The 15,014-nt window shown below is 71.6% G+C and carries 18 protein-coding genes; 17 read left to right on the plus strand and 1 reads right to left on the minus strand.

Annotated features, from left to right (window positions below):
* From CCN44_RS24365 to ftsH, 3 genes are all read left to right on the plus strand, one after another.
* Positions 1-259 (plus strand): ACT domain-containing protein (locus CCN44_RS24365; RefSeq protein WP_143649944.1); only part of this gene is annotated, 259 nt, incomplete at its 5' end.
* Positions 260-343: 84 nt separating this feature from the next.
* Positions 344-1,894: a signal recognition particle protein gene (gene ffh, locus CCN44_RS24370; RefSeq protein ID WP_059252834.1), complete on the plus strand. Its 1,551-nt coding sequence runs from the start codon at positions 344-346 to the stop codon at positions 1,892-1,894.
* A gap of 89 nt (positions 1,895-1,983) precedes the next feature.
* Positions 1,984-3,927: an ATP-dependent zinc metalloprotease FtsH gene (gene ftsH / locus CCN44_RS24375; RefSeq protein WP_079081160.1), complete on the plus strand. Its 1,944-nt coding sequence runs from the start codon at positions 1,984-1,986 to the stop codon at positions 3,925-3,927.
* 58 nt (positions 3,928-3,985) lie between these two features.
* Here ftsH and CCN44_RS24380 read toward each other — a convergent pair whose 3' ends face one another.
* Positions 3,986-4,879 (minus strand): class I SAM-dependent methyltransferase, encoded by an 894-nt coding sequence (locus CCN44_RS24380; RefSeq protein ID WP_086699526.1) that lies wholly within the window; start codon positions 4,877-4,879, stop codon positions 3,986-3,988.
* Between the two features lie 532 nt (positions 4,880-5,411).
* Between CCN44_RS24380 and CCN44_RS24385 the strand changes: the two genes are divergently transcribed.
* The 14 genes from CCN44_RS24385 to CCN44_RS24450 all read left to right on the plus strand — a co-directional run.
* A complete protein-coding gene (locus tag CCN44_RS24385; RefSeq protein ID WP_059252836.1) occupies positions 5,412-6,008 on the plus strand; it encodes a hypothetical protein in 597 nt (198 codons plus the stop codon).
* A gap of 317 nt (positions 6,009-6,325) precedes the next feature.
* The gene (gene rpsP, locus CCN44_RS24390; protein ID WP_030785131.1) at positions 6,326-6,745 is read left to right on the plus strand and encodes a 30S ribosomal protein S16; all 420 of its coding nucleotides are present in this window, start codon (positions 6,326-6,328) and stop codon (positions 6,743-6,745) included.
* A gap of 5 nt (positions 6,746-6,750) precedes the next feature.
* A complete protein-coding gene (locus CCN44_RS24395; protein ID WP_003973401.1) occupies positions 6,751-6,990 on the plus strand; it encodes an RNA-binding protein in 240 nt (79 codons plus the stop codon).
* Between the two features lie 82 nt (positions 6,991-7,072).
* Positions 7,073-7,690 carry a ribosome maturation factor RimM gene (gene rimM, locus CCN44_RS24400; RefSeq protein ID WP_059252837.1) on the plus strand — a complete coding sequence of 206 codons (618 nt, stop codon included), beginning with the start codon at positions 7,073-7,075 and terminating at the stop codon, positions 7,688-7,690.
* Positions 7,687-8,520, plus strand: a complete 834-nt coding sequence (trmD, locus tag CCN44_RS24405) for a tRNA (guanosine(37)-N1)-methyltransferase TrmD (RefSeq protein WP_059252838.1) — start codon at positions 7,687-7,689, stop codon at positions 8,518-8,520. Before rimM ends, trmD begins: the two co-directional genes overlap by 4 nt.
* A 136-nt stretch (positions 8,521-8,656) precedes the next feature.
* Entirely contained in the window at positions 8,657-9,007 is a 351-nt protein-coding gene (gene rplS / locus CCN44_RS24410) for a 50S ribosomal protein L19 (protein WP_059252839.1), read from the plus strand.
* Positions 9,008-9,088: 81 nt separating this feature from the next.
* Positions 9,089-9,790, plus strand: coding sequence for a signal peptidase I (gene lepB, locus CCN44_RS24415; RefSeq protein ID WP_059252840.1), 702 nt, complete (start codon positions 9,089-9,091; stop codon positions 9,788-9,790).
* A complete protein-coding gene (gene lepB / locus CCN44_RS24420; RefSeq protein WP_059255258.1) occupies positions 9,783-10,874 on the plus strand; it encodes a signal peptidase I in 1,092 nt (363 codons plus the stop codon). Before lepB (CCN44_RS24415) ends, lepB (CCN44_RS24420) begins: the two co-directional genes overlap by 8 nt.
* The gene (lepB, locus tag CCN44_RS24425) at positions 10,762-11,760 is read left to right on the plus strand and encodes a signal peptidase I (RefSeq protein ID WP_086699529.1); all 999 of its coding nucleotides are present in this window, start codon (positions 10,762-10,764) and stop codon (positions 11,758-11,760) included. The genes lepB (CCN44_RS24420) and lepB (CCN44_RS24425) overlap by 113 nt, the downstream gene beginning before the upstream one ends.
* Positions 11,761-11,824: 64 nt before the next feature.
* Positions 11,825-12,610 carry a signal peptidase I gene (gene lepB / locus CCN44_RS24430; protein ID WP_086699532.1) on the plus strand — a complete coding sequence of 262 codons (786 nt, stop codon included), beginning with the start codon at positions 11,825-11,827 and terminating at the stop codon, positions 12,608-12,610.
* Between the two features lie 124 nt (positions 12,611-12,734).
* Entirely contained in the window at positions 12,735-13,211 is a 477-nt protein-coding gene (locus CCN44_RS24435; protein ID WP_094375137.1) for an NUDIX hydrolase, read from the plus strand.
* Between the two features lie 56 nt (positions 13,212-13,267).
* A complete protein-coding gene (locus CCN44_RS24440) occupies positions 13,268-13,576 on the plus strand; it encodes a DUF2469 domain-containing protein (protein WP_014675276.1) in 309 nt (102 codons plus the stop codon).
* Between the two features lie 120 nt (positions 13,577-13,696).
* On the plus strand, positions 13,697-14,059 hold the full coding sequence (locus tag CCN44_RS24445; protein WP_059252844.1) for a YraN family protein: 363 nt from the start codon (positions 13,697-13,699) through the stop codon (positions 14,057-14,059).
* Positions 14,060-15,014 (plus strand): magnesium chelatase domain-containing protein (locus CCN44_RS24450; protein WP_143649946.1); only part of this gene is annotated, 955 nt, incomplete at its 3' end. It lies immediately after the preceding gene.

A 15,014-nucleotide genomic window follows, 5' to 3' on the forward strand; every position in this document is an offset into this window, starting at 1 on the left:
GCCCCGCGTCACGGTCGCCCCGGCCGCCTCCCACCACGCCACGGTGATCGAGGTCCGCGCCCAGGACGCCCCCGGCCTCCTGCACCGCATCGGCATGGCACTGGAGAAGGCGGGCGTGCGGGTGCGGAGCATGCACGTGAGCACGCTGGGCTCCAATGCCGTGGATGCGTTCTACGTCACGACGGGCGCGGGCACGCCCCTGCCCACGCAGGACGCGGCGTCGTTGGCGGGGGTGCTGGAGGAGACGTTGCGGGGATGACCCTGCCCCGGTGCCGCCGGCGCCGGGATACCCTGGAGGGCGATTCCTACAAGACCGTCACCGACCCCGAGGACCGCGAGCGCCGTGTTCGACACTCTCTCCGATCGCCTGTCAGCGACTTTCAAGAACCTGCGCGGCAAGGGACGGCTCTCCGAGGCGGACATCGACGCCACGGCGCGCGAGATCCGCATCGCGCTCCTCGAGGCGGACGTGGCCCTGCCCGTCGTGCGCGCGTTCATCAAGAACGTCAAGGAGCGTGCGCTCGGGGCCGAGGTCTCCAAGGCGCTGAACCCGGCCCAGCAGGTCCTCAAGATCGTCAACGAGGAACTGATCACCATCCTCGGCGGCGAGACCCGGCGTCTGCGCTTCGCCAAGCAGCCGCCCACCGTGATCATGCTGGCCGGTCTCCAGGGTGCCGGTAAGACCACCCTCGCGGGCAAGCTCGGCCGCTGGCTGAAGGAGCAGGGCCACTCGCCGCTGCTGGTCGCCTGTGACCTCCAGCGCCCGAACGCCGTGAACCAGCTGAGCGTCGTCGCCGAGCGCGCCGGCGTCGCGGTCTACGCGCCCGAGCCGGGCAACGGCGTCGGCGACCCGGTGAAGGTCGCCAAGGACTCCATCGACTTCGCGAAGTCCAAGGTCCACGACATCGTGATCGTGGACACCGCCGGCCGCCTCGGTATCGACCAGGAGATGATGCAGCAGGCCGCGGACATCCGCGACGCCGTCTCCCCGGACGAGATCCTGTTCGTCGTCGACGCCATGATCGGTCAGGACGCCGTCAACACCGCCGAGGCCTTCCGCGACGGCGTCGGCTTCGACGGCGTGGTGCTGTCCAAGCTCGACGGTGACGCCCGCGGTGGTGCCGCCCTGTCGATCCGGCAGATCACCGGCAAGCCGATCATGTTCGCGTCGAACGGCGAGAAGCTGGACGACTTCGACGCGTTCCACCCGGACCGGATGGCCTCCCGCATCCTCGACATGGGTGACCTGCTCACCCTGATCGAGCAGGCGGAGAAGACGTTCAGCCAGGAAGAGGCCCAGAAGATGGCCTCCAAGCTGGCGTCCAAGAAGGGCCAGGACTTCACCCTGGACGACTTCCTGTCCCAGATGGAGCAGGTCAGGAAGATGGGCAGCATCAGCAAGCTGCTCGGCATGCTCCCGGGCATGGGCCAGATCAAGGACCAGATCGCCAACCTGGACGAGCGGGACGTCGACCGCACCGCCGCGATCATCAAGTCGATGACCCCGGCCGAGCGCCAGGACCCGACGATCATCAACGGCTCCCGCCGCGCCCGTATCGCGCGCGGTTCCGGTGTCGACGTCAGCGCGGTCAAGGGGCTGGTGGAGCGGTTCTTCGAGGCCCGCAAGATGATGTCCCGCATGGCCCAGGGCGGCGGTATGCCGGGCATGCCGGGGATCCCGGGCATGGGCGGCGGCCCCGGCCGGCAGAAGAAGCAGCAGAAGAAGGCCAAGGGCAAGCAGCGCTCCGGCAACCCGATGAAGCGCAAGCAGCAGGAGCTGGAGGCGGCGCAGCGCCGTGAGGCCGCCGCGCAGGGTGGCGCGTTCGGCCTGCCGGGCCAGCAGGGCGGCCAGGACTTCGAGCTGCCGGACGAGTTCAAGAAGTTCATGGGCTGAGTCCCGCTCGTACGACGTCGGGGGCGCCTCCTTCCCGGGAGGCGCCCCTTGCGCGTGCCGAGGCCCGCTGTGTGTCGTAACGTCCAGATATGAGCGATGCGGCGCCGCCTCGCAAGGCCCCTGATCAACCGTGGCGCGCCGAGGGCACACCGGACGAGCCCCCTCGGCGGTCCGGTCGGCTCCGGGGCGGCAAATGGTGGGGTCTGCTCGCCACCGCGGTGATCGTCTTCGTGCTGGCGTACGTCGGCCTGCACTACTTCGGCCGGGGCGACGAGCCGACGATCTCCTACACGCAGTTCAGCAAGGAGGTCGGCGCGGGCAACGTCGCCACGATCTACTCCAAGGGCGACGCGATCCAGGGCGAGCTGAGGGACCCCCGCCCCAATCCGGAGGGCGGCGGCGAGTACACCAAGTTCACCACCCAGCGGCCGGCCTTCGCGGACGACCGGCTGTGGCAGAACCTGAGCAGCCACGGTGTCACGGTGACCGCGCGGCCCGTCGTCCAGGAACGCAGCCTCCTGGCCAACGTGCTGATCTCGCTGATCCCGATCGCGGTCCTGGTCGTGGTGTGGGTCTTCGCCGCACGGCGGCTCGGCGGGGTGCTGCCCGGCGCGGGCGGCCTGTTCGGGCGTCGGGGGCCGCCGAAGCCGGTCGGGCTGCGGCCGGGCACCGAGCGGACGACCTTCGCCGATGTGGCCGGCATCGACGAGGTCAAGGGCGAACTCGACGACGTGGTCGATTTCCTGGAACACCCCGACGTCTACCGCAGCATGGGCGCGAAGCTGCCGCGCGGGGTGCTGTTGTCCGGGCCGCCCGGTACCGGCAAGACCCTGCTCGCCCGGGCGGTCGCGGGGGAGGCCGGGGTGCCGTTCTTCTCGGCCTCGGCGTCCGAGTTCATCGAGATGATCGTGGGCGTCGGCGCGTCCCGGGTTCGGGAGCTGTTCGCCGAGGCCCGCAAGGTGGCACCGTCGATCATCTTCATCGACGAGATCGACACCATCGGGCGTGCGCGCGGCGGCAGCGCCTCGATGAGCGGTCACGACGAGCGCGAGCAGACGCTGAACCAGATCCTCACCGAGATGGACGGCTTCTCGGGCTCCGAGGGCGTGATCGTCATCGCGGCGACCAACCGCGCGGACATCCTGGATCCGGCCCTGACCCGTCCCGGCCGGTTCGACCGGGTGGTCACCGTGGCCCCGCCGGACCGGGCCGGCCGCGAGGCGATCCTGCGGATCCACACCCGGCAGATCCCGCTCGCCCCCGACGTGGACCTGACCCAGATGGCCCGCGTGACGCCGGGCATGACCGGTGCGGATCTGGCCAATCTCGCCAACGAGGCCGCTCTGCTCGCGGTCAAGCGCAAGCAGCCGCAGGTGACCGCCGCCGACCTGTCGGAGGCGCTGGAGAAGGTCCAGCTGGGCGCGGAACGCACGCTGATCATGCCCGAGGACGACCGCCGGCGCACCGCGTACCACGAGAGCGGCCACGCCCTGCTCGGCATGCTGCAGCCCGGCGCCGACCCCGTCCGCAAGATCACCATCGTGCCGCGCGGCCGGGCGCTCGGCGTGACCATGTCCACGCCCGAGGTGGAGCGGTACGCCCACTCCGAGGAGTACCTGCGCGGACGCATCATCGGCGCCCTGGGCGGCATGGCGGCGGAGGAGGTCGTCTACGGGGTCGTCACGACGGGTGCCGAGAACGACCTCGAACAGGTCACCAACATCTCGCGCGGGATGGTGGCCCGCTGGGGCATGAGCGAACGCGTCGGCCGGTTGTCCGCCCTGCCCAGCGACGCCCAGCAGGCGTACGGCCTGTCGGCCGCCCCGCAGACCCTCGACGTCATCGACGCCGAGATGCGGCGGATCGTGGACGAGTGCTACGAGGAGGCGTGCCACAAGCTCCGCGAGCACCGGTCGCGGCTGGACGCCCTCGCGGAGGCCCTGCTGGAGCACGAGACGCTGGAGGAGGCGGACGCGTACCGGATCGCCGGGATCACCCGGCTCACCAAGGTCGGCGAGGACGGCGGGGACTGAGCGCCGGGCGTTGCGGGGGCCGGGCCCCGCGGCGCCGGTGTGATCCGGACGACGGGTGCTAGGGCACGCGGGCGATGAGGTAGCGGAAGACGTTCGGCATCCACACGGTGCCGTCCGGGCGCCGGTGCGGATGCAGGGCTTCCGTCAGCTCCTTGTCGACCTGCTTGGCGTCGGTCGCCGCGATCGCGGCGTCGAACAGGCCGGTGGACAGCAGTCCGCGGACGGCGCTGTCGAGGTCGGCGTACCCGAAGGGGCAGGCGACCCGGCCCGAGCCGTCCGGCTTGAGCCCCGCCCGTCCGGCGACCTCCTCCAGGTCGTCGCGCCGGGCGGGCCGCCAGGCGCGGGCGGCGCCCAGCGGATCGGCGAGTTTGGCGGCCATCCGCAGCACCGACGAGGTGGCGCAGCGCTCCGGCGGCCCCCAGCCGGCCAGCACCACGGCGGCCCCCCGGCCGGCCAGCGGCAGCGCGTCGGCGAGCAGGTCGCCGAGCCCCTCGGAGTCGCCCGCGAGGCTGCCGATCGGCTCGAAGACGGTGACCAGGGTGTACCCGGCGGGCTCGGTGCCGACGGCGTCCGCGGGCGGGCCGGCGACGAGTTTCGCGGCCGTACGCGCGCGCGTGCCGCAGCCGCCGGTGCCTGCGCCGTCGGCCCGGCCGGGCGGGGCGTCCGGCAGCAGGCGCGCGCGGGCGAGGGCGAGCCGCTCGGGGGAGGCGGGGTCGACGCCGGTGACCGCGGCCCCCCGGGAGGCCGCCATCAGCAGGGCGAGCCCGGAACCGCAGCGCAGGCCCAGCAGCCGGGTGGCGGGCCCCACGTCGAGTCGCTCGTACACGGCTTCGTAGAGCGGTACGAGCATCCGCTCCTGGATCTCGGACCAGTCACGCGCGCGTGCGCTCGGGTCCACGCGGGGTGCGGAGTCCGCGTGAGACAGGTGCTGCCGCACGAGCGTAGGTGTCATAGGTATGCGCCCCAATCCGCCGACAGTTCGCCGCTGCGCCCGGTCGCGTGGCCCCCGTGCCGTGCGCGCGCCCTTCCCACGTATGCCACGTAACCCCCGGCTCGCGGTGGCGTCCAGGGGTCGTGGGGCCCGGCTTGGGCCTGGGACGCGGGTGTGGCGAGATTTCACATCCCGGCAATCCGGGGGCCCGTACGGTGTCGGCTCGCGGGACGGGCCGGTGGCGGGGCGCCGGCGGTGCCGAAAGCGGCGCGCGGTAACGTCACGGAGGCCGGGGACGCTGACCGGGGTGAGGGCCGCACGCTCAGAGCGGCCGAAACACCTCTTGCGCGGCGGCCGGCCGTCGTCGCCTCAGGGCTCCCGAGCGGGGCGTAGCGCGGACTACGCACCAGCTTGGTAGGAGCTGTGACGCTTCTCCGCAGATCAGCGCACCCGCCCTCGTCAGGACGCATCAGCGGCAACTGACGGGTACGTGCAAATTATTTGGGATGCCCCGGAATAGGAACACAGTGGCACCCCCGCTCGTTGTCATTACGTGAGCACGACACAGACACCACCTGTTCTCGCCGCAGAGCTGGCGCAGGCGTGGGCCGACATTCAGCGGTACCACCCCGAGCTGCCGGACCTTGCCGCGCCAGAGTCCCTGATCGGGGAGTCGTCGTCCGCGTGCGGTCACGAGCTCTCCTTCGAGCGGCTGCTCCACGAGGCAGTCCACGGCATCGCCGCCGCCCGCGGCATCCGTGACACCTCCCGGGCCGGCCGCTATCACAACCGTCGTTTCCTCGCGATCGCCGAGGAGCTGGGCCTGGACCACCCCGAGGAGCCGCACCCGAGCAGCGGTTTCTCGCTGGTCACGCTCAACGCCGAGGCGAAGCGGCGCTACCGCCCGACGATCGAGCGGCTGCAGCGCGCGCTGAAGGCCCACACGGCGGCCACCTCGGCGGACACCTCCCGCACCTTCCGCGGCCCGGCCGCCCGGCACGGCTCCTCGGGCGGCGGCGTCCGCGTCAAGGCGGTGTGCGACTGCGGCCGCAACGTCCGGGTGGTCCCCTCGGTCCTGGCCCAGGCCCCCATCGTCTGCGGCGGCTGCGGCAAGCCGTTCCGGATCCCGGAGGTCGTGGGAGCGGCGTAGGTCTGCGGCTGCTCGTGGCAGCCGCAGGCGGCGCGTGCCGCCGTCCCCGGGCGGGCGCGCACGGCGACCCCACCCCAGCGGGCGGCGCACCCGACGTACGGTCACCTCCACGCCGGGTGCGCCTCGGTCATGCCCGGCCACATCCCACCCCGGCCAAAAGCGGCCCGCGGGGTATGGCAGAATGGCTAGCTGTACTCGACAGCCGCACAGGACCCCTCTCTCCTCCGGCTGACGCGTCCATCGGGCACTCGGGTACCGCAACCCCACGCGGCGTCTCGCCGTGCCCAACCACGTCAAATCCAGGAGAACCCACTCCCGTGGCAGTCAAGATCAAGCTGAAGCGTCTGGGCAAGATCCGTTCGCCTCACTACCGCATCGTCGTCGCCGACTCCCGTACCCGCCGTGACGGCCGGGCGATCGAGGAGATCGGCAAGTACCACCCGACCTACAACCCGTCGGTCATCGAGGTGGACGCCGAGCGTGTGGCGTACTGGCTCGGTGTCGGCGCCCAGCCGACCGAGCCGGTGCTCGCCATCCTGAAGAAGACCGGCGACTGGCAGAAGTTCAAGGGCGAGCCGGCCCCCGCGCCGCTGCTCGTCGCCGAGCCGAAGCCGGCCCGTCCGTCGTTCGAGGCTCTCGGCGGTGACGACGAGGGCAAGGGTGAGGCGATCACCCAGAAGAAGAAGGCTGAGAAGAAGGACGAGGCGGCTGCCGAGTCCGAGTCGACCGAGGCCTGAGCAGCATGCTCGAAGAGGCGCTTGAGCACCTCGTGAAGGGCATCGTCGACAACCCTGACGATGTGCAGGTCGCCTCGCGCAACCTGCGTCGCGGGCGTGTGCTCGAGGTCCGGGTCCACCCGGACGACCTCGGCAAGGTGATCGGCCGCAACGGCCGCACCGCGCGCGCCTTGCGCACCGTCGTGGGCGCCATCGGCGGTCGCGGTGTCCGCGTCGACCTGGTCGACGTGGACCACGTCCGCTGACGCTTCATCGCAACCGGCTCGGGCCGGGGAGGGCCACTGGGCCGTCCCCGGCCCGCAGTCGTATGACAGGAGATTTGGACAGGTGCAGCTCGTAGTCGCACGGATCGGCCGTGCCCATGGGATCAAGGGCGAGGTCACCGTCGAGGTACGTACCGACGAGCCGGAGCTGAGGCTCGCGCCCGGCGCCGTGCTCGCCACGGACCCCGCCTCCGCGGGACCGCTGACCATCGAGACGGGGCGGGTGCACAGCGGCCGCCTCCTGCTGCGCTTCGCGGGCGTCACCGACCGCAACGCCGCCGAGGCCCTGCGCAACACCCTGCTGATCGCCGAGGTGGACCCGGAGGAGCTGCCCGAGGGCGAGGACGAGTACTACGACCACCAGCTGATCGACCTCGACGTGGTCACCGAGGACGGCACGGAGGTCGGCCGGATCACCGAGATCTCCCACCTGCCCACGCAGGACCTGTTCATCGTGGAGCGCCCGGACGGCAGCGAGGTGATGATCCCCTTCGTGGAGGAGATCGTCACCGACATCGACCTGGCCGAGCAGAAGGCCGTCATCGCGCCCCCGCCGGGCCTGATCGACGACCGCGCCGTGATCGCCTCCGCGAGGGACGCCGAGACCGCCTCCGCGAGGGACGCCGAGACCGCCTCCGCGAAGGACGCCGAGACCGCCTCCGCGAAGGACGAGGACGCATGAGGCTCGACGTCGTCACGATCTTCCCGGAGTACCTGGAGCCGCTGAACGTCTCCCTGGTCGGCAAGGCACGCGCGCGTGGGCAGCTGAACGTCCATGTGCACGACCTGCGCGACTGGACGTACGACCGGCACAACACGGTGGACGACACGCCGTACGGCGGCGGCCCCGGCATGGTCATGAAGACCGACCCCTGGGGCGACGCCCTGGACACGGTCCTCGCCGACGGCTACGAGACCGGCGCCGGGGCCCCCACGCTCATCGTCCCCACCCCGAGCGGCCGGCCCTTCACCCAGGAGCTGGCCGTCGAGCTGTCCGAGCGGCCCTGGCTGATCTTCACCCCGGCCCGCTACGAGGGCATCGACCGGCGCGTGATGGACGAGTACGCGACCCGGATGCCGGTCCACGAGGTCTCCATCGGCGACTACGTCCTGGCCGGCGGCGAGGCGGCCGTACTCGTCATCACGGAGGCCGTGGCCCGGCTGCTGCCCGGCGTCCTCGGCAACGCCGAGTCCCACCGCGACGACTCCTTCGCCCCCGGCGCGATGGCCGGCCTCCTCGAAGGCCCCGTGTACACCAAGCCGCCCGTCTGGCGCGGCCGGGACATCCCCGAGGTGCTGCTCAGCGGCCACCACGGCAAGATCGCCCGCTGGCGCCGCGACGAGGCCCTGCGGCGTACGACGGCCCACCGGCCCGACCTGATCGAGCGCTGCGACCCCAAGGCCTTCGACAAGAAGGACCGCGAGATGCTCTCCATCCTGGGCTGGGAACCGGACCCGGACGGGGAGCCGTACGGCCGATTTTGGCGCCGGGCCGAGGGCGTGGAAGAATAGGCCGCTGTTGTGCGCCCGTCCGGCGTGCGCCCCTGCCACAGGGGGACACGACGCCCGCCCCGACCCGCACGGCAGTCCTCTTGGAACCTCTAGTTTCCGTTGATGACCTGTGGCATCAGCGAAGAAAGCAGACGAAATGTCTCACCTGCTCGACTCCGTCGACGCCGCGTCGCTGCGCAGCGACATCCCGGCCTTCCGCCCGGGCGACACCGTCAACGTCCACGTGCGCGTCATCGAGGGCAACCGCTCCCGTGTGCAGCAGTTCAAGGGCGTCGTGATCCGCCGCCAGGGCTCCGGTGTCCGCGAGACCTTCACGGTCCGCAAGGTCTCGTTCTCCGTCGGCGTCGAGCGCACCTTCCCGGTGCACACCCCGATCGTCGAGAAGATCGAGCTGGTCACCCGGGGTGACGTGCGCCGCGCCAAGCTGTACTACCTCCGTGAGCTGCGCGGCAAGGCCGCGAAGATCAAGGAGAAGCGCGAGAGCTGAGCGCTCCTCGCCGCTCGCGAGCCGCAGGCCAGCGAGCCGGCACAAAGGTGTCACAGCGGAGCGGGATAGCATCCTGCTCCGATGGACACCGAAGCACAGCCGACGCAACGCGACCGTTCCTCCCACCCCGGTACTCCCGGGCCGGAGGGCCGGTCGCGTTTCGCGTTGCTGTCCCGGCTCGCCGACTGGCTGCCGGGCGGCCGGATCACCCTCACCCTCTTCACCGGTCTGGCGTTCCTGCTGCTCCTCAACGCCTTCGTGATGCAGCCGTTCGAGATTCCGAGCGGATCCATGGAGCGCGGTTTGAGGATCGGGGACCGCGTTCTCGTAAACAAGTTGGCGTACCGTTTCGGTGCCCAGCCGCGCCGCGGTGACGTGATTGTCTTCGACGGCACCGGGTATTTCGGGGACGCCGACTACATCAAGCGCGTGGTCGGGGTGGGGGGAGACCATGTGGTGTGCTGCGACAAGAAGGGCAGGATCGAGGTGAACGGCCGGCCGGTCGACGAGACGGCGTTCCTCTACCCCGGGGACAGCGCCTCCAGCGTGTCCTTCGACGTCGTCGTTCCCCCGGGGCGCCTCTTCGTCCTCGGCGACCACCGCAGCGACTCCAGCGACTCCCGCGACCACCTCGGCTCGCCCGGCGGCGGCATGATCCCCGTCGGTGACGTCATCGGCCGGGCCGACTGGGTCATGTGGCCGTACCGCCACTGGACGCATCTGACCCGGCCGTCCGCCTACGCGCGCGTGCCCGCGCCCCCCGCGGGGGGCGCCCATGGGTAACCGCGGCAAACCGCGCGGTGTGCCCGGCACGCCCGCCGACAACCTGCTGCCCACCGGCGTCCGCCGCACGTCCGCGCCCGGCGGTGGCCGCACGCGCGCGGAGCGGCGCAAACTCCAGCGCAAGGTCAAGCGCAAGCGCAGGCGGTCGGCCGTGCGGGAGATCCCCCTGCTGATCGGTGTCGCCGTCCTCATCGCGCTCGTCCTGAAGACGTTCCTCGTCCAGGCGTTCGTGATCCCGTCCGGCTCCATGGAGCAGACGATCCGGATCGGCGACCGGGTGCTGGTCGACAAGTTCACCCCGTGGTTCGGTGCCAAGCCGCAGCGCGGGGACGTCGTCGTGTTCCACGACCCGGGCGGCTGGCTCCAGGACGAGCAGACCGCCAAGAAGCAGGACCCCGTCGTCGTCAAACAGCTCAAGGAAGGCCTCGCCTTCATCGGCCTGCTGCCGTCCGACAACGAGAAGGACCTGATCAAGCGGGTCATCGGGGTCGGCGGCGACCACGTCAGGTGCTGCGACGCCCAGGGCCGCGTCACCGTCAACGGCGTCCCGCTCACCGAGGGCGACTACCTCTACCCCGGGAACGCCCCCTCCTCCACGCCCTTCGACATCACCGTCCCCCGGGGCCGGCTGTGGGTGATGGGCGACCACCGCGACAACTCGGCCGACTCCCGGGCGCACCAGAACACGCCCTACGGCGGCACGGTCTCCGAGGACTCCGTGGTCGGCCGGGCCATGGTCATCGGCTGGCCCGTCGGCCACTGGACGCGTCTGGAAGAACCTAAAACCTTCGCAAGCGTCACCGACTCGGCGTCGGGGACGACCGCTGCTCCCCAGGCGTCGCATAGGGTTGACTCCGAGGATCCGATCGGAATGACCCAGCTCCCGACCCCTGCGGAACTCCCGCTCGTTATGGGAGTGGTGGGCCTGCGTCGTGTATGGGGCAGGCGGCGGCACAGAGTGAGGAGTTGGCGTGGGGGATGTGGCGGTTGGCGCACGGTCGGGACACGACGGCGAGGAACACCGCGGGCACCCCGTGGAACCGGACGTTCCCGTACCGGACGGCGCCATGACCTCCGGGAATGACAGCGCCGAGGGCGCGCCGGAGGGCGAGCCGGGGCTGGGCGGCGACGGCCCGGGCGCGGCGGCGGTCCGGCCGGGCGGCTCGCGCTCCTTCTGGAAGGAGCTGCCGATCCTGATCGGCATCGCGCTGGTCCTGGCGCTGCTGATCAAGACGTTCCTCGTGCAGGCGTTCTCGATCCCCTCCGACTCGATGCAGAACACCCTCCAGCAGGGCGACCGGGTGCTGGTCGACAAGCTCACCCCGTGGTTCGGCTCCGAGCCCGAGCGCGGTGAGGTCGTCGTCTTCCACGACCCGGACAACTGGCTGGCGGGTGAGCCGACGCCGACCCCGAACCCGGTGCAGAAGGTCCTCAGCTGGATCGGCCTGATGCCGTCGGCGGAGGAGAAGGACCTGATCAAGCGGGTGATCGGAGTCGGCGGCGACACGGTCGAGTGCAAGGGCAGCGGCCCGCTGAAGGTCAACGGCAAGGCGCTGAACGAGCCGTACGTCTACCCGGGCAACACCCCGTGCAGCGTGGACGACCAGGGCGGCCAGTTCAAGGTGAAGGTCCCCGAGGGCTTCATCTGGGTGATGGGCGACCACCGCCAGAACTCCCGCGACTCCCGGTACAACCAGTCCGACCGGAACCACGGCATGGTCCCCGTCGACAAGGTCGTCGGCCGCGCGATCGTCAAGGCCTGGCCGATCAACCGCTGGGGCACCCTGCCGGTCCCGGACACCTTCGACCAGCCCGGCCTCGACCAGCAGCCCTCCGCGGCGGCGTCCGCCCTGACGGCGGCCCCGCAGGGCATCGCGGTCGCCGCGCTCCTCCCGGTGGCGGTGTGGCGGCGCCGGCGCGCGGACCGGCCCGCGACCGAGAAGAACCGCTCGCGGACCGAGAACCGGTAAGGCCCGCCCGGGGCGCGAAAGAGGGGCTGCCCCTGTCCGGTACCGCCGGGTAGGGTGCGGATCCATGGGTGGCGAGAGCATGACGCGTACGGCCCCGCGGGGCGGCGGCACCGGCACGGCTCCGGCCGGCGGCGGGCGGCTCGGCCAGCGGCTGTCCGGACTGGCCGTGGCGCTGGGGCTGGTGCTGTTCCTGGGCGGCTTCGCGTGGGGCGCCCTGGTCTACCGGCCGTACACCGTGCCCACCAGCTCCATGAGCCCGACCATCGACGCCGGTGACCGGGTGCTCGCCCAGCGCGTCGACGGCGACGAGGTGCGCCGCGGTGACGTGGTGGTCTTCGAGGACAAGACCTGGGTCAGCGACGCCAAGGTGGTCAAGCGCGTGGTCGCCGTCGGTGGCGACACCGTCTCCTGCTGCACCGACGGCAAGCTGACCGTCAACGGCAAGCCGATCGACGAGCCGTATCTGCCGCAGGGCAGCCTCGCCGGGATCAAGAAGTTCGGCACGGTGACCGTCCCCGAGGGCCGGCTGTTCCTGCTCGGCGACGAACGCCAGGGCTCCCTCGACTCCACCGCCCACCTCACCGACGCGGCGCAGGGCACCGTCTCCCGCACGGCCGTGTCCGCCCGCGTGGATGCCGTCGTCTGGCCCTGGAAGGGCACGCTGGAGCGCCCCACCGGCTTCGAGACGCTCGGCGCCCTCTCCCGGCCGGGTCCGCTGCGCACGATCGAGCTGCTGGTCGTGGCCGGCGCGGTCCTGGTCCTCGGCGGCGGCGCGTACGGCCCGATCGCGGCCCGCCTGCACCGCTCCCGCACCCGCACCGCCCGCCCGGAGGCGGCCGGTGCCCGCTGAGACCGCGCGGCCGGCGGGGGAGTCGTACGAGGGCGAGGCACCGTACGACGGTGAGAAGCCGTGTGCCGCCGAGGCGCCGTGCGACGGCGAGGAGGAGCCTCACCCGGCCGAAGGCGACGGGGGGCTGCGGAAGGTGGCCCGGGTGGTGCTGCTCGACCCCGAGGACCGCATCCTGCTCCTGCACGGCCACGAGCCGGGCGACCCGGCCGACGACTGGTGGTTCACGCCCGGCGGCGGTCTGGAGGGCACCGAGACGCGCGAGGAGGCCGCACTGCGGGAACTCGCGGAGGAGACCGGCATCACCGACGTCGAACTCGGCCCCGTGCTGTGGCGGCGGCGGTGCTCGTTCCCGTTCGCGGGCCGCCGCTGGGACCAGGACGAGTGGTACTACCTGGCCCGTACGACCCAGACGGCCACCGCGGCGACGGGGCTGACGGAGCTGGAGCGGCGCAGCGTCGCCGGAGCGCGCTGGTGGACGTGTCAGGAACTGACCCGGGCACATGAGACGGTGTATCCGACCAGACTCGCCGAGCTGCTGCGCACGCTGCTCGTCGAAGGTCCCCCGGCCAGGCCCATGACCCTCGACACGGAAATCGTCTGAGGGCACCCGGGACTGGCGCACAATGGGGGGATCGCACGGCTGAAGGGGAACATGCCATGAGCGCCGAGGACCTCGAGAAGTACGAGACCGAGATGGAGCTGAAGCTCTACCGGGAGTACCGAGATGTCGTCGGTCTGTTCAAATACGTGATCGAGACCGAGCGACGGTTCTACCTCACCAACGACTACGAGATGCAGGTGCACTCGGTGCAGGGTGAGGTGTTCTTCGAGGTCACCATGGCTGACGCCTGGGTCTGGGACATGTACCGGCCGGCTCGGTTCGTCAAGCAGGTGCGGGTGTTGACGTTCAAGGACGTGAACATCGAGGAACTGAACAAGAGCGACCTGGAGCTGCCGGGCGGCTGATGACGCCGCGGGGCGGTACCCTCCGCGGGTGGCAGAGTTGTCCACAACCGCCGAGTAGTGCACCAAGATCAACATCTTGGGGCGGGATGCGTGACGGTTGGCGCCGGAGGAGGTGCCGACATGAACGCACGAGAAGCAATCGGCAAGTACGGCGAGGACCTGGCCGCCCGGCGGCTCGCCGAGGCCGGCATGACGATCCTGGAGCGCAACTGGCGCTGCGGACGGTCCGGCGAGATCGACATCGTGGCGCGGGACGGGGACGCGCTCGTCGTCTGCGAGGTGAAGACCCGCACCCATGGCGGCTACGAGCACCCGATGGCCGCGGTCACCCCCGAGAAGGCGGCCCGGCTCCGCGCCCTCGCCGCGCACTGGATCCAGACCCACGGAGGAGCCCCGCCGGGCGGCGTCCGCATCGACCTCGTCGGCGTCCTCCTGCCCCGCCGCGGCGCCCCGACCGTCGAGCACGCGCGGGGGGTGGCCTGAATGGCGTTCGCCCGCACATGCTCCGTGGCCCTGGTCGGCGTCGAGGGCGTGGTCGTCGAGGTCCAGGCCGACCTGGAACCCGGCGTCGCGGCCTTCACCCTGGTGGGCCTCCCGGACAAGAGCCTGACGGAGAGCCGGGACCGGGTACGGGCGGCGGTGGTGAACTCCGGCGGCGAGTGGCCGCAGAAGAAGCTCACCGTCGGCCTCAGCCCGGCCTCCGTCCCCAAGGCCGGCTCGGGTTTCGACCTGGCCGTCGCCTGCGCGGTGCTCGGTGCCTCCGAGCGGATCGACCCCCGGGTCCTCGCCGACATCGTCATGATCGGAGAGCTGGGCCTGGACGGCCGGGTGCGCCCGGTCCGGGGCATCCTGCCGGCCGTCCTCGCGGCGGCCGACGCGGGCTACGAACAGGTGGTCGTACCCGAGTGCGCCGCCGCCGAGGCCTCGCTGGTCCCCGGTGTGTCCGTCCTCGGCGTCCGCAGTCTGCGGCAGCTCATCGCGGTCCTGGCCGACGAGCCCGTCCCCGACGAGGCACCGGACGACCAGGGACGGCCCGATCCGCTCCTGGCCGGGCTGCGGGTACCGGGCACGGGCGCCGCCACCGGCATGCACAGCATCGGCGCCGCACAGCACGACCACGATCACGACCTGGCCGACGTCGTGGGGCAGATCTCCGCCCGGACGGCCGTGGAGGTGGCGGCGGCCGGCGGACACCATCTGTTCCTGGAGGGACCGCCCGGCGCCGGTAAGACCATGCTCGCCGAACGCCTTCCCGCCGTCCTGCCCCGGCTCACCCGGGAAGATTCGCTGGAGGTCACGGCCGTGCACTCGGTCGCCGGGCTGCTGCCACCGGGCAAGCCGCTCATCGACGTCGCTCCCTACTGCGCCCCGCACCACTCGGCCACGATGCAGTCACTCGTCGGCGGCGGTCCGGGCGTCGCCCGGACCGCCGCCGACG

Source organism: Streptomyces tricolor, assembly GCF_002155905.1.
GTDB lineage: Bacteria > Actinomycetota > Actinomycetes > Streptomycetales > Streptomycetaceae > Streptomyces > Streptomyces tricolor.